This window comes from Corynebacterium sp. HMSC072G08 (assembly GCF_001809185.1).
In the GTDB taxonomy this organism is placed as follows: domain Bacteria; phylum Actinomycetota; class Actinomycetes; order Mycobacteriales; family Mycobacteriaceae; genus Corynebacterium; species Corynebacterium phoceense.
This window is the reverse complement of the sequence record NZ_KV796382.1, coordinates 16,400-33,571: the sequence shown is the minus strand read 5'-3', so window position 1 is coordinate 33,571 and position 17,172 is coordinate 16,400. Positions and strand designations below refer to the sequence as shown.

Genomic DNA, 17,172 nt, shown 5'->3' with positions numbered 1-17,172 from the left:
TTTCTTTATTTCTAGCACACTATAGACGAAAAGTGTTCATTATCTGAGACAAATTTTTCAATTTGTCTCAATTGGTGGGAAATTGTGGGTGTGGGGTTATTTGGTGGGCGCCATCGACTTCGGACCGCGGCCCAATGCGACGCGACCAGACTGAATAAGCTCGCGAATACCAAAAGGCTCGAGCACGTCCAGCAGCGCACGCAGCTTGCCCGGGGTGCCCGTCGCCTCGATGACGACAGACTCGGGAGCGACGTCGACAACGCGAGCACGGAAGATATCGACCGCACCGACGACCTGCGCGCGGTTGTCGTTATTAGCCGAGACCTTCACGAGCATGATCGCGCGCGAAATAGTGGTCTCCTCATCGAGCTCCACGACCTTGAGGACGTGGATGAGCTTGTTGAGCTGCTTGGTCACCTGCTCCGTCACGATGTCATTCGCATCGACGACGATGGTGAGGCGATTGATGCCCTCCACCTCCGTCTTCGCTGACACAAGCGAGATGAGGTTGTAGCCGCGACGGGAAAACATGCCGGTGACGCGGGAGATGATGCCTTCCACGTCCTGCACGAGGACGGAGAGGGTGTGGCGAGTGATATCGGTTGCTGCCATGGTATTTAAGCCTCCTCCAGGGCCTCGTGGATTTCGGCGGGTTCTTCCGCCGCGGACGTGTTGTCATCAAAGAGCGGTCGCAGACCCAGCGCGTACTGAATCTCCTCGTTCGAAGCTCCTCCCGCAATCATCGGCCACACCTGTGCGTCCTCGCCGACAATGAAGTCGATGACAACGGGGCGGTCATTGATAGCGCGGGCGCGCTCAATAGCGGGCACGACCTCGTCCTCAGTAGTCACGCGAATCGCCTCGCAGCCCAATGCTTCCGCCAACTTCACAAAATCCGGCAGGTAATGGTCGGCCTCGCGCAGCTTGGTATGCGAGTAGTGCTCGTCGAAGAAGAGGGTTTGCCACTGGCGGACCATGCCCAAGTTGCCGTTATTAATCACGGCAACCTTCAACGGGAAGCCTTCCACCGCGGCGGTGGCCAGCTCTTGGTTCGTCATCTGGAAGCAACCATCACCGTCAATAGCCCAGACTTCCTTCTCCGGCATGGCGGCCTTGGCGCCAAGTGCCGCTGGCACCGAATAGCCCATCGTGCCCGCACCGCCCGAGTTGATCCACGTGCGCGGATTCTCGAAGTCGATGAACTGCGCCGACCACATCTGGTGCTGGCCCACGCCAGCGACGTAGATAGCCTCCGGCCCGACGGTCTCCGAGAGCTTCTCTAGGACGAACTGCGGGTTAAGCTTGCCGTCCGCGGTGGGCTTCCAGCCGCGCGGGAAGCGCTCCTTCATATCCTCCAGGTACGCAATCCAATCCTCGATGTCCGGCGGGTTGAGCTTCGCCTTGCCTTGGTACGTCTTCGTCATCTGCAGCAGCACCTCGCGGGCGTCACCCACAATCGGGACGTCAACCTCGCGCAGCTTACCCACCTCGGCTGGATCGATATCCGCCTGAATAACCTTGGCGCCCGGCGCAAAGGTGTTCAAGTCGCCCGTCACGCGGTCGTCGAAGCGCGCGCCAATAGTAATAAGGAGATCCGCACGCTGCATGGCGGCCACAGCCGGCACCGTACCGTGCATGCCTGGCATACCCATGTGCAGCGGGTGCGAGTCCGGGAAAGAACCCAGCGCCATGAGCGTCGTCACCACCGGAATGTCCGTGTACTCCGCGAACTCCAGGAGCTCGCGGTGCGCGTTGGCCTTAATGACGCCGCCACCCACGTACAGCACCGGACGCTCGGACTTCGCAATGAGTTCGACCGCCGAAGAAATCTGACGCGGGTGGGGCGTCGTGGTCGGCCTGTAGCCCGGCAAGTCCAGCTGCGGCGGGCAGGAATAATCGAGGTAGCCGTTCTGGACGTCCTTGGGAATGTCGACGAGGACAGGACCCGGACGCCCCGTGGCGGCAAGATGGAAGGCCGCGACGATGGCCTCCGGGATCTCCTGCGGATCCGTGACAATGAAGTTGTGCTTCGTAATCGGCATGGTCACGCCACGGATATCCGCCTCCTGAAAAGCGTCCGTGCCCAGCAGGCTCGAGCCCACCTGGCCGGTAATGGCGACGATGGGGACCGAGTCCAGGTTCGCATCCGCAATCGGGGTGACGAGGTTGGTCGCGCCCGGGCCGGAGGTCGCGATGCACACGCCCACCTTGCCGGAGGCCTGTGCATAGCCTTCCGCCGCGTGACCCGCGCCCTGCTCGTGGCGGACGAGCACGTGACGCAGCTTCGTCGAGGCATAGAGGGCATCGTACAGCGGCAACACGGCGCCGCCCGGAATGCCGAATACAAGGTCAGTGCCCAGATCTTCGAGGGTGCGGACGATGGCCTGCGCGCCAGTCATGCGCTCGGTGCTCTTTTTGGCGCCGGACGTCGACTTGGCGAGCGAAGCCGGGGTCGGCGACGGTGATGCTGCCACGGTCAATTACTCCTTGGGGTCAAAACTTGTTTATTTTTACGGTGCCGCGGGTATGGCGCCGTGCGATCTGTGAAGGATGAGGGTGGTCCTCCAACAACAAAGCCCCCGTCTCAGTTGCGGTGTGTGCAACTGGCGAGGGCGCTTGCTCTAATCAACGACAACTTATGCCGTTGCGGCAGGCGCCGCGTCCGGTACTACAAGCTGAAGTCGAATAATGATCATGGTTTCTATCTTACACTCGATAGGCTATCCCGCCACTTGATACCCCCATTCCATACATTGAAACCCATATCTCGCGAGGTGAGCCGGATTTCTCACACTCGGTCGGTCGCCCCCGTTACACACCTCCCCGCCGTGTCCACTAGTGTCTACTGACATGAATGCGCACACCTTCAGGCCGGATCGCACCCATATCCTCGCCATTGTGCTCATTGCGATGATCGCCATCATCGGCATCGCGTGGGCACCGCTCCAACTCGGTTGGCTGTTGATCTTCCCTGTCCTGTGGATCTGGTGGGTTCTCAAAGCCCACACCACAGTCTCCGAAGACGGCATTGATATTGGCTACGCCTTCCGCGGCAACGTGCACCTCGACTGGGATAACTTCCGCGGCATCGGTTTCAAGGGTTCCCGCACATTCGCTTCCGATGCCGCCGGCAAGGACCACAGCCTGCCCGGCGTCACGTTCAACTCGCTGCCTAAACTTTCCGATGCCTCCCGCGGCCGCATCCCCGACGCTCTCACCGCCGGCCAGTACGCCGCTGAGGAAAAGGTCGTCATCATCCACCGCGACGGCGAGCAGATTCTTCTCACCAAGGAAGAATTCGCCGACTACAAGCGCACGCACCCCGACGCTTAAACCCACCCGACCATAAACAAGGACTCCCCATGTTTCCCCTGCGCTCCAAAGTAACCACCGTCGGCCGCCAGGCCTCCGGCGCCCGCGCCCTGTGGCGCGCCACCGGGACCAAGGAACACGAGTTTGGCAAGCCGATCGTCGCCATCGCCAACTCCTACACCCAGTTCGTTCCGGGCCACGTCCACCTCAAGAACGTCGGCGACATCGTGGCCGAGGCCGTCCGCGCCGCGGGCGGCGTGCCCAAGGAATTCAACACCATCGCCGTTGATGACGGCATCGCCATGGGCCACCAGGGCATGCTCTACTCGCTGCCGTCGCGCGAGATCATCTCCGACTCCATTGAGTACATGATCAACGCGCACACTGCCGATGCCCTCGTGTGCATCTCCAATTGCGACAAGATCACCCCGGGCATGCTCAACGCAGCACTCCGTCTCAACATCCCCACCATTTTCGTCTCCGGCGGCCCGATGGAGGCCGGCAAGGCCGTCGTCGTCGACGGCGTGGCACATGCACCCACCGACCTCATCACCGCCATCAACGCGACCGCCAACGAACAGGTCTCCGACGAAGGGCTGACCGCCATCGAGGCGGCCGCCTGCCCGACCTGTGGCTCCTGCTCCGGCATGTTTACCGCGAACTCCATGAACTGCCTCACCGAGGCCCTCGGCCTCTCCCTGCCGGGCAACGGCACCACGCTGGCCACCCACACCGCTCGCCGTTCGCTTTTTGAGAAGGCCGGCGCCACCATCATGGATCTGTGCCAGCGCTACTACGGTGAGGAAGACGAGTCCGTCCTGCCGCGCAATATCGCGACGAAGGAAGCCTTCACCAACGCCATGGCGCTCGACATGGCCATGGGCGGTTCTACCAACACCATCCTCCACACGCTTGCCGCCGCCCAGGAGGGCGAGGTCGACTTCACCCTCGAGGACATCAACGAGCTGTCCTACAAGGTGCCGTGCATCTCCAAGGTGGCCCCCAACGGCAACTACCACATCGAGGATGTCCACCGTGCCGGCGGCATCCCCGCCATCCTCGGCGAGCTGCGCCGCGGCGGCTTCATCGACGAGTCCGTCCATACCGTCGCCTACGACACGGTCGACGGCTGGCTCAACGACTGGGACATCCGTGGCGGCAAGGCCATCGATGAAGCCACCGAGCTCTTCCATGCAGCCCCTGGCGGCGTACGCACCACCGAGCCCTTTTCCCAGTCCTCCCAGTGGGAGAACCTCGACACCGACGCGGAGAACGGCTGCATCCACTCCGTGGACCACTCTTTCTCCTCCGACGGCGGCCTCGTTGTCCTGCGCGGCAACTTGGCCCCCAATGGCGCCATCGTCAAAGCCGCCGGCGTCGACGAGGAACTGTGGAAGTTCTCCGGACCTGCCCGCGTGGTCGAGTCCCAGGAAGAAGCCGTCTCCATCATCTTGAAGCACGAGGTCCAGCCGGGCGACGTCATCGTCATCCGCTACGAGGGCCCGGCCGGCGGCCCGGGCATGCAGGAAATGCTCCACCCGACTTCCTTCCTCAAGGGCTCCGGCCTGGGCAAGGCTTGTGCGCTTATCACGGATGGCCGTTTCTCCGGCGGTACCTCCGGCCTGTCCATCGGCCACATCTCCCCGGAGGCCGCCCACGGCGGACTCATCGGCCTGGTCGAAAATGGCGACACCATCACCATCGACATCCACGAGCGCAAACTCACCCTCGAGGTCGATGAGACCGTCATCGCGGATCGTCGCAACGCCCAGGAGTCCCGCGAGAAGCCCTGGACTCCGGTCAACCGCGACCGCCAAGTGACCAAGGCGCTGCGCGCCTACGCCAACATGGCGACTTCCGCTGACCGCGGCGCCGTCCGCGTTGTCGACGGCTTCGTCAACTAGGCATATCGACCCTCCTGTTGCCCCGACAGGAGGGCTTCGCCGTTTTCACGCGCGGATGGCCTAGAGTTATCTAGCGATGAAACTGCTTGAGAATCCCGCCTTCCGCCTCACCCTCGCCGTCCTCGGCGCGCTGGGTGGCCTCGCCACCATCATTCAGCACGTCCTCGTGACGGACTTCCCAGTGGACATGATCATCTACCGCGAAGGTGTGAAGGCCTTCCTCGACGGCCGGTCCGTCTACGCGGAACCCATGATGGCTGGCGACCTCAAGCTGCCATTTATTTACCCGCCCTTCGGCGCGCTGTTCATGGTGCCACTCACCATCTTCTCCGGCATCACGGATTCGATGGCCGGCGACATCATGATCGTCATTTCGGACCTCGCGATCCTCGCCTGCCTCTTCGGTATCTTCCGCGCCGTGACGAAGCGCAGCGACATCTGGTGGGCCATCCTGCCCGTCTGGGCCCTAGGCCTTAACTTTGAGCCCGTCCGCCTCAACGATGGCTTCGCCCAAATCAACATCGTGGTCATGGCGCTCGTCGTCGCCGATCTTGTTCCCCGCAAGCGCTTCCTCCCCCAAGGCTGGCTCATCGGCGTCGCCGCCGCTATCAAGATCACGCCGCTGGCCATCCTGCTCTACTTCCTGGTCCGCAAGGAATGGAAGCCCATCCTCACCGCAGCCGCCTCGGCCGTCATCGCGACGCTTATCGCCGCCGCGGTGCGCTGGCAAGTCTTCGTCGAGTTCTTCTCCACCAAATTGCTGCAGATGGGCTCCGGCGGCGACTTCGGCGTGGGCACGGACTACCAGTCCAACTCCTCGCTCAAGGCCGTCATCCAGCGTCTGTTTACCTCCAAAGAGGCCGCCGAGGCCCACGGCACGCTTATCAACCTCCTGTGGCTCGCCGCGGCGCTGCTCACCGTCGTCCTCGGTGCGCTGCTCATCCGCCGCCTCGTCCACCGCGGCTGGGACACCGAAGCCTGGATGACCGCCGCCGTCGTCATGCTGCTCATCTCCCCCGTCTCCTGGTCCCACCACTGGGTATGGCTCGCGCTCATCATCCCGGTACTCTTCTACCGCGTCTGCGAAACCCGTACGTGGCTTACCGGCGGGCTCATGGCCGTCCTCGTCGCCTGGGCCGCCATGCTGCTCACCGTCCCGCCCAAGTGGTGGTTCGGCGACCAAATCGACGTCTACGACATGCCCTTCTTCCAGAAGTTCCTCGTCGATGACTTCGTGTGGCTGGCCGTTATCGCTTTCACGCTCTTCGCTCTGTGCTTCGCCCGCACTCAGTCCCCGACCATCTCGCGCAGCGCCGCCAAGTGACCCTCGAACGCCGACTTTCCGGCCGTGGTGAGCATGACCCACACGGTGTCCTTACCGCGCGAGGAGCCATACTCACGAAAGCGTGAGACATAACCATGGTCCTCGAGCGTGCCCAGCTGCTTGGACAGCGTCGCATCCGAGATCCCTACCTCATCACGCAGCGCCGCGAACTTCATCTCCTTGCGGACCTGCCCCTCAACCGCCCCAAACGCGTTGAGCGCCGCGCAGATTTTGAAGCGATTGAGCGGGTGAATGACCGGATCAAGCGCCGCCATCACTGCACTCCGGGGTTCATCAACGCGCCGCTGCGGAGCATCCAGGCACTATGCGCCGTAGCGCACGCCCCGAAGAGAACGCACGGCCACACCGGCATGGGATCAAAGAAGTTATTGATGAGGTCGACGAACAACGGCCACAACATGAAGCTGAGGGCCGCGTAGAAACTCTTGCTCACCTTCGGCTGCGTAAACGGATCCTGGCGCATAGCCGGGCGCACCTTGGACAGACGGGCAATCTGCCACGCCAGGACGCAGAGAACTACGAACAACCCTCCCATCGTGAGAAAGCTCTGCCACCCTCCTCGGTTCAGTGCAAGAACGAAAATGGAAACGCCGTAGACAAGGCCAAAGAGCACCGCCATCCACACCGGCGCGGCGGTCGTCCGATGTGCCTTTTCCTGAACTCCGGCCTGGTATTCCAGGGCCTCACGAACTTCATCGTTCATCATTCCTCCTTGTTTTCCTCTGTGGAAATTGTTTCATTTTCCACTCTGGAAAGCAAGAGGGTGATTAGCCAAAACCCCCGAATAAGGTCGAGAATTTTCGATTTTTCGCCGCCTATTCGGACGTTGTGGCTAAGCAAGACAAAGCAAAAGCCCGCCGCAGCGAACTGCGACGGGCCTTGAAGGGGACACGGCCAAGCTTTTAGCTCAGCGGATTAACCCCAGCGCCGAACCACCAGGCGACGACGAGGATAGCGATACCAATGACGACGAAGATCCAGGACGAGGCCAGCGGGCGGCGAGCCCAGGAGCGACCAAAGTCGAAGGAGATAACGCCCGGGCCGGTGAACTGCAGGGCGAAGGCTACCAGCAAGAGGACGATGGACAGCCACATGGCGTCCGGCCAGTTGAACAGGTTGAGGCCAGCGCTCGACTGCGTAAGCTCATGAATGGCAGCAAAGCCGGTGACAACCAGGCCCAGCATGGATGCCAGCGGGGTGACCAGGCCGAGCAGCAGGAAGACGCCGGCGATGAGCTGGAGCGTCGGCACCGCGATGGCGAGGACCTGCGGCAGGGCGTAGCCAGCGAACGAGGTCTCCAGCTCGGAAAGCCCCTGGGCTTCACCGAGGCCGAAGAAGGTGCCAACACCGGCGACGATGAGGTACAGGGCCAGCGCGATACGGACGAAGAGGAGGCCGAAGTCGAGGGTGCCGCGGCGGGGGTCAGCCTTCCGCTGCTCACGCTTGGCACGGGCATCGGCAGCCTTTTGCTCCTCCGGGGTCGGACCCTCCTCCGCCTCAGCGACGGCGACGGGCGCGGCGTTCGTATTCGGGTCGAAGTGCTGGGTAGGGGCGGCCATGTCAACCGTCTCGTTGCGCACCTCAGCGGGCTTGGAGTAATCCTCGGAAGTCTGCGCGAACTGCGTGGTCTCCGCCGGGGGCTGCTTCTTTGCGGCCGAGTCAAAGCTAATGGTCTCCGGCGAGCCTCCCACCTGCTGGGGCTGGGCGCGGTCGCCGAAAGACTTGCTCGCAGGCGAGGAGCCGGTGCTCGGGCTATAGGTCGGGACGTCGACGTCGTCGAAGTCGCGTGCGTTATCGGGCCTGTTTTTGTCGGTCATACTTTCCGAATGTAGAGCAGTTCCTGGGAGTTTGCCGTGGGGCGCGCCGATTGTTACCGAGGCGTTGTTTTGCACGACGGGAAAGCTCGGACTATTCTAAGGTTAAATATTTTGTTGACACATGCACAACTTTAGGCGCAACTTTAAGGCAGGGACCCGCAATGGCCACTCAGGACACCGCAACGGATTGGGCCGGCGACGCGCGCAATGCCTCTCCGGACGGCGAATTCGTCCGCGACACCACCTACATCGAAGACCGCATCTCCCCCAGCGTCTCCGAGCCGACCACACAGGACGACGGCACGTTCTTCTGGCCCATGGAAGCCGGCCACTACCGCCTCGTCGCGGCACGCGCCTGCCCGTGGGCACACCGCGCCGTCATCACCCGTCGACTCATGGGGCTCGAGGACACGCTCTCGCTCGGTCTAGCCAGCCCGACACACGACGTGCGCTCCTGGACCTTCGATCTGGATCCCGGCGAGGTCGATCCGGTACTCGGTACGAAGCGCCTTCAGGAGGCCTACTTCAACCGCTTCCCCAACTACCCGCGCGGCATCACAGTGCCGGCCATCGTGGAGGAATCCACGAAGCGCGTGGTGACGAACTCGTACAACACGATCGTCCGTGACTTCATCACGGAGTGGACCGACTTCCAGCGCGCGGGCGCGCCAGATCTCTACCCCACTCAGCACGCCGAGGAGATGGAAAAGCTCAACGAGTACATCTTCCACAACATCAATAACGGCGTATACCGCGCTGGTTTCGCGGGTTCCCAAGAGGCCTATGAGAAAGCCTACAACCAACTCTGGGAGGCGCTCGACTTCGTTGAGGAGCGCCTGGGCACGCAGCGCTACATGGTGGGCGACCACATCACGGAGACGGATATCCGTCTCTTTGCCACCCTCATCCGCTTCGATCCGGTCTACTACGGCCATTTCAAATGCTCACGCGAGAAGACGGCAGAAATGCCGAATATCCGCGGCTACCTGCAGGAGCTGTTCCAGATCCCGGGCTTCGGCGACACCACCGACTTCACCGAGATCAAGCAGCATTACTACATGGTGCACACGGAGATTAACCCCACCAAGATCGTGCCCGTTGGTCCGGACATGTCGTGGCTGGCGCAGCCGCACGACCGCGACCGCCTCGGCGGTGCCCCGTTCGCTGAGGGCACCACGTTGCCCGGCGCGCTTCCCGCCGGCGAGCACATCAAGAACCCGGAGCAGTTCCAGATTGATCTCTTCGGTCCCGCCGTCGCAGGCAAGTAACGCCTAACGCAGTTCTGCCGCAGCCTCGTGCACAAACTCGGTGAGCTTATCGAGCATCTCCGAGTCCAAGCGCCAGCGCTGCCACCACAATTCCAGGTCGAGATGCACGTTGTCGAGGACGACGAGCTCGCCGCTTTCTAGAAGCGCCTCGGCCTGGATTTCTGGGATCATGCCCCAGCCCAAGCCAACCCGCACGGCTTCGTTGTAGGCATCGATGGCAGGCACGAAGTTACGCCGTCCGCGCATCTCCCGCAGCTCCAGACCCAACCCGCGGAGCGTCGATTTCAGCACGGGGTCCTGCTTGCTGTATAGCACCATCGGCATTTCTTCCCACGCGCGCTTATGCAATCCCGGCGAGGCCATCGCGTAGTAGCGCATGGTCCCCAGCCGCGACGCCTCGCAGCCTGCGACCGGAGTATGTTCACTCGTCACGGCGCCCAGCACGTCGCCGCGGCGCAGCATGCCCAGCGTTTCCGTCTCGTCTTCCACGCGCAGCCGCAACGTCGCACCGCCCAGCCCTGCCACCTTCCCGATGACCGGTTGAAACCACGAATGCAGGCTGTCTGCGTTGACTCCCACCGATAACGGAATAGAACGCACTCGCGCATCAAGCTGCGCCTGCGCCTCCGCCTGGACCAACGCGATCCGTCGCGCGGTCTGCACGAGGATTTCGCCGGCCTCTGTGGGTTCGACCGGCGTCGTGCGTCGCAGCAGCACGCGTCCTGTATCGGACTCCAACGCCTTGATGCGCTGGCTTACCGCCGAGGGTGAAATCCCCAGCACCGCCGCCGCCACTTCAAAGCTGCCTTCTTCCACGATGGCAAGCAGCGTATCCACCTGTACCTGGTTCATGAAGCTCATCTTAATCGAATGAAGAAGATGTAAATGGACTTCATATAACCCCCGTACTACTTTTCAAAGCATGTCAATCCTCGTCGCCGGTTTCGCCCTCGGTCTGTCGCTTATCATCGCCATCGGTCCCCAGAATGCCTACATCATCAAGATGGGCATTAAACGCAACCATATCGGCGCGATTGTGCTGGCCTGCGCACTCTCCGACGTCATCCTCATCCTCGCCGGCACCGTCGGCGTGGGTTACCTCGTGGACCGCCATCCCATGGTCCTCACAGTCCTCAAGTACGCTGGCGTTATCTACCTCGCCTATTTCACGTACCTCTGCTTTCGCGACGCCTTCAAGCCTCAGGGCGACACCCTCGTCATTGAGCACACCGAGCCTTCCGATGCCCCCTCCACCTCCCCCAATTCTTCCTCCGCCGTCCAGACCCTGGTGCGCACCGCTCCGGCTGCGACCTGGGTCAAGCCGGTCCTCGGCGCCATGGCGCTCACGTGGCTCAACCCCGCAGCCTATGTGGACACGCTCGTCATGCTCGGCGGTATCGCCAACCAATACGGCGAACAAGGCCGCTGGGTCTTCGCCGCCGGCTCCATCTGCGCGTCCTTCTGCTGGTTCCCCCTGGTCGGCTTCGGATCCCAGCGCTTCGCCCACGTCCTCGCCCGCCCCAACGTGTGGCGCGGCATCAACTTCGCGATTGGCTGCGTCATGACGGGGCTCACCCTTAAGCTGCTGCTGCACTAAGCACAGATACAAAGAAAACAGCCCCGTCATGCACGATCGAGCTTGTGCATGAGAGGGGGACTGTTTACTTCTCGTCGTTCGTTACGAGAGCTGAATCGATGGCCTCCAGCTCAGCGTCGCTGAAGTCGAGGTTATCGAGTGCGTGCAGGTTCGACTCGAGTTGGGCGACACTCGAGGCGCCGTTGACGACCGAGGTGACGGTCTGTTCGCCGCGGTCGCGCAGAATCCAGGCCAGTGCCATTTGTGCCAACGTTTGGTCGCGTTCACCTGCAATGTCGTTGAGTGCACGCAGGGAGGTTAAGGCGGCATCGGAAAGCCAGTCTGCTTCAAGCGCACCGTTGCCGGGAGCGCGGGCGATACGGGAGTCCGCGGGGATGCCGTCGAGGTAGCGATCCGTGAGACGCCCCTGCGCCAGTGGCGAATAGCAGATGACGCCCAAGCCTGCGTCCGCGGCGACCTCGAGGAGGCCATCCTCCTCCACCCAGCGGTCGAGCATGTTGTAGCGCGGCTGGTGGATAAGGAGCGGGCAGCCTTCCTCCTCCATGAAGTCCGCGGCCTCGGCCGTGAGCTCCGCGTCGTAGTTGGAGATTCCAACGTAGAGGGCCTTGCCCGCCGCCACGATGTCGCGCAGGGCGCCGAGAGACTCCTCGAGTGGGGTCTCGGGGTCCGGGCAGTGGTGGTAGAAGATGTCCACGTAGTCGAGGCCCAGGCGGCGCAGCGAGGCGTCGAGGGAGCTCACGAGGTACTTGCGCGAACCGCCTGTGCCGTAGGGCGAGGGGTTCATCTCAAAGCCCGCCTTGGTAGAGATAATCATCTCGTCACGGTGGCGCTGGAAGTCCCTGGCGAAGTGGCGTCCGAAGTTCTCTTCGGCGGCGCCGGGACCGGGACCGTAGTTATTCGCAAGGTCGAAGTGCGTAATGCCTTGGTCGAAGGCCGCGCGAAGGATGGCGGCTTGGGCGTCGAGGGTGGTGTCGTGGCCGAAGTTTTGCCACAGGCCTAAAGACAGGGCCGGGAGTTTGAGGCCGGAGGTGCCAACCCGGCGGTAGGTCATGTCGTCATAGCGGTCGGCGGCGAGCGTGTAGTCATCCATGCTGCCCATTGTGCCCTTATATGCGAAACGACCGCAGGGCCCATGCTTGGGAACCCTACGGTCGGCCTCTAACGATTACTTGGAAGCAGTCGGCTCTTCGTCGATGTTCTTGACGGTGTCCTCGAGGAACTCCGCGATTTCTTCGTCGGAACGTCCTTCCTCAACGCCGTCGAGTTCGGTGTAATCCGTGACATCGTGGGCATCCTCGTCGAAATCGTCGAGGGAGAAATCAACGTCCTCATCGGCATCGAGCTTCTCCGTCACCTCGGTGACGAGTTCTTCGTAAAGGGCCTCGTCCTCCATGTTGGAGTCGACCACATGCTGGCCGATTTCTTCGTCGAACTTCTCGTCGTATTCCTTATCCGGGTGCAGCTTGAGCGCGAGCAACGCACGGATGCGGTCGCGGCGAATGGACTCGTCCTGAATCTTGGACAGACCACGGAGCCACGCGGCGACAAGGACGGCGACCATGACGATGCCCAAGTAGCCAAGGACCGGGTAGACGGAACCCATGAGCTCCTTGAAGCCGACGAAGGAGAAGGCGAAGCCAACCAGCGTGCCTACGATAAAGACCGGACGGTAGAGGTGCGGGCGCGTGGAGGTCAGGCGCTTGCCCAGCGCGTAGAACATGCCGATGGCCGTGTTGAAGATCATAAGGTAAATGGTGATGGCCATCAGCAGACCCAGCGTGGGGTTGATCTCGTTGACGAGGGTGAGCATCGGGATATCCGAGCCCGCGGCGTCCGGACGCATGAGCAGCACGAATCCGGCGATGCCCATGAGGATGGCGTAGGAGATGCCACCGATAAGGCCGCCCCAGCCTGCCTCGCGCGGGCTGATGTTGTCGCCGCCAATGACGAGAGACATGGACACGGCGAGGATGAGCGCAAGACCGCAGTAATTGAGCGCGGAGACCAGCCAGTTGTTAATGGGGCTTTCCGTCTGGGCTGCGATATTCATCGACTCGACCGGATCGGCCGGCATATTCAGCAGGGCGTGAATTCCTACGCCGAGGACCGCGATGATGATGAGCGGGGTAAGCGCACCGATAACCTGCGAGACCTTGTCAACGTCGAGCATGCCCGCGACAAGGACGAGGACGACCATGATAGCCGAGCCTATCCACGCGTCAATGCCGAATTGCTGGGACAGGTTCGAGCCCGCGCCGGCGAGCATGACCAAGCCGACGGCGAACAGCGTGAAGATGACGCAGACGTCAAGGAACCGCGAGATAATCGGGTGCGTGACGTGGCGGAATACGTCCGAGTGCGCCGAGGCATGGAAGTACGAACCCAGCTGGAGGAACACCGTGCCGGCCAAGGCCATGATGAGGCCTGCGACGATGATGCCCCATACGCCGCTCACACCAAAGGACGTGAAGTACTGGACCACCTCCTGTCCCGTGGCGAATCCAGCGCCGACGAGCAAGCCGACGAATGATAATGCGATACCAATTGTCTTGTTAAAAGACACGTTTTCCTTTAGTTGACAGCAGTTTTCCATGCACTCACACCGCACCCCTCGGCGGAAGGCAATCGCCATCCACAATACCCCCGGCTACTCCCCCGCGCCGGTTGTGGAATGGTGAGATTTCCTGCATCTATGCACTAGCGTGGGGTAGACCACGATTCTCTGGCTTGGATGAGGCGACTCGCGGCTGTGGGTTCTATCAATTCAGGCCACGCTGCACGGGCCGAAACAATAAGAACCCACAGCCAGCTTTCAGCCGGGCGCGCATTGCCTCCTTGGCTTTGGGTTTATGGCGCTTCGGGCCTTCTCACGACGTCCAAGGCGCCATAAACCCAAAGCTAAGCCGACGCGGGCTGAGAGGCGACCGAAAGCGTCGCGGACGCTTTGGCGGAAGCCCTCGACGCGAGCGGCGCGTTCGGCCTTTACGCTCCTCGCGAAGTCGGTATCGAAAGCCGCGAGGGCCTTATCGAGCGGGGCATCGGACTTTTCCTTCGCGAGAGCCATCTCAGCGAGGACGGACTCCCCTGCTTTGTTGAAATCCTTCAGCACATGGTGCGACAACTCCACGGTACGTCCGGGCAGCTGTGAAAACGCAACACGCCCGGCCGGAGCCGGGCATGAGCGTGGAATTCTTAGGCGTCGAAGGTGGAGGTGTCGATGACGAAGCGGAACTTCACGTCACCTTTCACCACGCGGTCGTAGGCGGCGTCGACGTCGTCCACGCCGATCTTCTCGATAACGGCGCCGATGCCGTGCTCGCCGCAGAAGTCGAGCATTTCCTGGGTCTCGGCGATGCCGCCGATGTTATTACCGGTGAGCACCTTGCCGCCGCCGATGAGGCGGTTCATGTGGATGCCCATCTCCTCCGGCGGCAAGCCCACGACGGACATGATGCCGCGCGGCTTGAGCAGGCCCAGGTACTGGTCGAGCGAGTACGGCGCGGAGATGGTCGACAGGATGAGATCGAACTCGCCACGGTGGTTCTTGAAGAAGTCCGGATCGTCGCCCGAAGCCAGAAGGCGGTTGGCACCGAGCTCCAGGGCTTCCTTTTCCTTGCGAGTCGAGCGCGAGATGACGGTGACGTCCGCGCCCTTGGCCGCGGCGATCTGCACGCCCATGTGGCCAAGGCCACCCAGGCCCACGATGGCGACTTTCTGATCAGGCTTGACGTCCCAACGGGCCAGCGGCGAGTAGGTCGTAATACCGGCGCAGAGCAGCGGTGCGGCGTGATCGAAGTCGATGGAGTCCGGGATGGTGCACACGAAGTTCTCATTGACGACGACCTTCTGGGCGTAGCCGCCCTGAGTAATCGTGCCGTCGACGTCCTCCGAGTTATACGTGCCCACGTTGCCGTTGAGACAGTTCTGCTCCTGTCCGTTACGACACTGCTCGCACTCACCGCAAGAGTTGACGAGGCAGCCCACGCCGACGCGGTCGCCGACCTTGAACTTCGTCACGTTCTCGCCGACGGCCGCGACGACGCCGGCGATCTCGTGGCCGACGGTAAGCGGGAAGTGCGCCTCGCCCCACTCGTTGCGAATGGTGTGGATATCGGAGTGGCAGATGCCCGCAGCCTTGATGTCGATGACGACATCGTCAGCGCGCGGGTCGCGACGCTCGATGGTCGCGACCTTAAAGGGGGCATCAGGAGAGGTCTTTTGGAGGACCTTGGTAGAAATTGTCATGCAATCGAGGGTACAGAAATAGCCTGTGACCTCGCATAATGGAAAGTGTTCCCAATAAAAATGCCACCGCCGCAGCGGTGGCACGGGAAAGCTCTACGCTTTAAGCCAGCTTCTTCGCGATGAGCTGGTTGACCTGAGCCGGGTCAGCCTTGCCGCGCGTGGCTTTCATGACGGCACCGACGATGGCGCCGGTGACCTTCTTGTTGCCAGCCTTGTACTTCTCGACGATGTCCGGGTTGGCGGCAAGTGCCTCGTCGACAGCGGCCTCGATGGCACCGTCGTCGCGGACGACCTCAAGGCCGCGAGCTGCGACAACCTCGTCGACGTCGCCCTCGCCGGCCAGGACGCCGTCGACGGCCTGACGGGCCAGCTTATTGGTGAGCTTGCCCTCGTTCACAAGAGCGATGACGCGGGCAACCTGGGCCGGGGTGATGTCCAGGGCGGCGAGCTCCGTGCCGGCCTCATTAGCCTTACCGGAGAGGTAAGAGACCCACCAGGAACGGGCCTCGTCCGGCTTCGCGCCAGACTCGGTGGTGGCGATGATGAGGTCAAGTGCACCGGCGTTAACGAGGTCGCGCATCTCCTCGTCCTTGAGGCCCCACTCTTCCTGGATGCGGGCGCGGCGGATCCACGGCATCTCCGGAAGGGTCTTGCGGACTTCCTCGACCCACTCGCGGGAGACCTTCACCGGCGGGAGATCCGGGTCATTGAAGTAGCGGTAATCCTCCGCCGTCTCCTTCGGACGGCCCTTGGAGGTCGTGCCGTCGACCTCCTGGTAGTGGCGGGTCTCCTGGTCGATGGTGCCGCCGTCTTCGAGGACCTGCGCCTGACGCTGCATCTCGAAGCGCACGGCCTGCTCGACGGAGCGCAGCGAGTTGATGTTCTTGGTCTCGGTACGAGTACCGAACTCCTCCTGGCCGATAGGGCGCAGGGAGAGGTTGGAGTCGACACGCATGGAACCCTGGTCCATGCGGGCATCGGAGACGCCGAGGGCCGCGACGAGCTCGCGCAGGGCGCCGACGTAGGCCTTGGCGACCTCGGGGGCACGTTCGCCCGCGCCGATGATCGGCTTGGTCACGATCTCAATAAGCGGGATGCCTGCACGGTTGCAGTCCACGAGCGAGGAGGTTGCACCGGAGATGCGGCCGTCCGCGCCACCGATGTGGGTGAGCTTGGAGGTGTCTTCCTCCATGTGGGCGCGCTCGATTTCCACGCGCCACTCGGTGCCGTCCTCAAGAACGACGTCGAGGTAGCCGTCGTACGCAATCGGCTCATCGTACTGGGAGATCTGGTAGTTTTTCGGCTGGTCCGGGTAAAAGTAGTTCTTGCGCGCGAAGCGGGAGGACTCTGCAATCTTGCAGTTGAGCGCCAGGCCAATCTTCATGGCTCCCTCGACGCCATCGTGGTTGACAACCGGCAACGCGCCCGGCAGACCCAGACAGACCGGGTCCACGTTGGAGTTCGGGGCCGCGTTGAAGTTCGTGGCGGAGGTAGAGAACATCTTCGTATTCGTGTTGAGCTCGACGTGGACCTCCATGCCCATCACCGGTTCAAACTTTTCGAGGACCTCGTCGTAGTCCATCAGGTCATACATCGCAGCAGTCATGGGGGCTATCTTAATACGTCGCCCGACGCGAGGCGCCATGCGGATCGAACTTCGAACACAGGTCCACTTCTCTGCTTA

Annotated in this window: 15 protein-coding genes; 5 read left to right on the top strand and 10 right to left on the bottom strand. The window is 62.2% G+C overall.

The window, feature by feature from the left end; translation table 11 throughout:
• Positions 1-96: 96 nt before the first annotated feature.
• Both ilvN and HMPREF2559_RS00955 read right to left on the bottom strand, forming a co-directional pair.
• Positions 97-612, bottom strand: coding sequence for an acetolactate synthase small subunit (gene ilvN, locus HMPREF2559_RS00960; RefSeq protein WP_066493401.1), 516 nt, complete (start codon positions 610-612; stop codon positions 97-99).
• A 5-nt stretch (positions 613-617) separates the two neighbouring features.
• Positions 618-2,480 carry an acetolactate synthase large subunit gene (locus HMPREF2559_RS00955; protein ID WP_083297737.1) on the bottom strand — a complete coding sequence of 621 codons (1,863 nt, stop codon included), beginning with the start codon at positions 2,478-2,480 and terminating at the stop codon, positions 618-620.
• A gap of 370 nt (positions 2,481-2,850) precedes the next feature.
• On the opposite strand from HMPREF2559_RS00955, the gene HMPREF2559_RS00950 reads away from it, so the two are divergent.
• The 3 genes from HMPREF2559_RS00950 to HMPREF2559_RS00940 all read left to right on the top strand — a co-directional run bounded on the left by HMPREF2559_RS00950 (position 2,851) and on the right by HMPREF2559_RS00940 (position 6,540).
• Entirely contained in the window at positions 2,851-3,333 is a 483-nt protein-coding gene (locus HMPREF2559_RS00950) for a PH domain-containing protein (RefSeq protein WP_066493399.1), read from the top strand.
• Positions 3,334-3,362: 29 nt separating this feature from the next.
• On the top strand, positions 3,363-5,216 hold the full coding sequence (ilvD, locus tag HMPREF2559_RS00945) for a dihydroxy-acid dehydratase (protein ID WP_070539246.1): 1,854 nt from the start codon (positions 3,363-3,365) through the stop codon (positions 5,214-5,216).
• A gap of 76 nt (positions 5,217-5,292) precedes the next feature.
• Entirely contained in the window at positions 5,293-6,540 is a 1,248-nt protein-coding gene (locus HMPREF2559_RS00940) for a glycosyltransferase family 87 protein (RefSeq protein WP_070539244.1), read from the top strand.
• On the opposite strand, the gene HMPREF2559_RS00935 is transcribed toward HMPREF2559_RS00940, so the two are convergent.
• The 3 genes from HMPREF2559_RS00935 to HMPREF2559_RS00925 all read right to left on the bottom strand — a co-directional run bounded on the left by HMPREF2559_RS00935 (position 6,504) and on the right by HMPREF2559_RS00925 (position 8,378).
• Entirely contained in the window at positions 6,504-6,815 is a 312-nt protein-coding gene (locus tag HMPREF2559_RS00935) for a transcriptional regulator (RefSeq protein ID WP_066509565.1), read from the bottom strand. The genes HMPREF2559_RS00940 and HMPREF2559_RS00935 overlap by 37 nt on opposite strands.
• Positions 6,815-7,264, bottom strand: coding sequence for a hypothetical protein (locus HMPREF2559_RS00930; RefSeq protein ID WP_141759184.1), 450 nt, complete (start codon positions 7,262-7,264; stop codon positions 6,815-6,817). The genes HMPREF2559_RS00935 and HMPREF2559_RS00930 overlap by 1 nt, the downstream gene beginning before the upstream one ends.
• A gap of 199 nt (positions 7,265-7,463) precedes the next feature.
• Positions 7,464-8,378 carry a DoxX family protein gene (locus HMPREF2559_RS00925; protein WP_066493383.1) on the bottom strand — a complete coding sequence of 305 codons (915 nt, stop codon included), beginning with the start codon at positions 8,376-8,378 and terminating at the stop codon, positions 7,464-7,466.
• 161 nt (positions 8,379-8,539) lie between these two features.
• Here HMPREF2559_RS00925 and HMPREF2559_RS00920 point away from each other — a divergent pair, with 161 nt between their 5' ends.
• A complete protein-coding gene (locus HMPREF2559_RS00920; protein ID WP_070539242.1) occupies positions 8,540-9,646 on the top strand; it encodes a glutathione S-transferase family protein in 1,107 nt (368 codons plus the stop codon).
• Positions 9,647-9,649: 3 nt separating this feature from the next.
• Here the strand turns inward: HMPREF2559_RS00920 and HMPREF2559_RS00915 are convergent, their stop codons facing one another.
• Positions 9,650-10,498 (bottom strand): ArgP/LysG family DNA-binding transcriptional regulator, encoded by an 849-nt coding sequence (locus tag HMPREF2559_RS00915; protein ID WP_066493433.1) that lies wholly within the window; start codon positions 10,496-10,498, stop codon positions 9,650-9,652.
• Between the two features lie 70 nt (positions 10,499-10,568).
• Between HMPREF2559_RS00915 and HMPREF2559_RS00910 the strand changes: the two genes are divergently transcribed.
• Positions 10,569-11,243 carry a LysE/ArgO family amino acid transporter gene (locus HMPREF2559_RS00910; protein WP_066493376.1) on the top strand — a complete coding sequence of 225 codons (675 nt, stop codon included), beginning with the start codon at positions 10,569-10,571 and terminating at the stop codon, positions 11,241-11,243.
• Between the two features lie 64 nt (positions 11,244-11,307).
• Here the strand turns inward: HMPREF2559_RS00910 and HMPREF2559_RS00905 are convergent, their stop codons facing one another.
• The 4 genes from HMPREF2559_RS00905 to gatB form a co-directional block, all read right to left on the bottom strand.
• A complete protein-coding gene (locus HMPREF2559_RS00905; RefSeq protein WP_066493431.1) occupies positions 11,308-12,333 on the bottom strand; it encodes an aldo/keto reductase in 1,026 nt (341 codons plus the stop codon).
• 75 nt (positions 12,334-12,408) lie between these two features.
• Complete coding sequence (locus tag HMPREF2559_RS00900; RefSeq protein WP_066493374.1) at positions 12,409-13,806, bottom strand: YkvI family membrane protein; 1,398 nt, start codon at positions 13,804-13,806, stop codon at positions 12,409-12,411.
• A 629-nt stretch (positions 13,807-14,435) separates the two neighbouring features.
• Positions 14,436-15,488: an NAD(P)-dependent alcohol dehydrogenase gene (locus tag HMPREF2559_RS00890; protein WP_066493370.1), complete on the bottom strand. Its 1,053-nt coding sequence runs from the start codon at positions 15,486-15,488 to the stop codon at positions 14,436-14,438.
• 100 nt (positions 15,489-15,588) lie between these two features.
• On the bottom strand, positions 15,589-17,094 hold the full coding sequence (gene gatB / locus HMPREF2559_RS00885) for an Asp-tRNA(Asn)/Glu-tRNA(Gln) amidotransferase subunit GatB (protein ID WP_066493365.1): 1,506 nt from the start codon (positions 17,092-17,094) through the stop codon (positions 15,589-15,591).
• Positions 17,095-17,172: the final 78 nt, after the last annotated feature.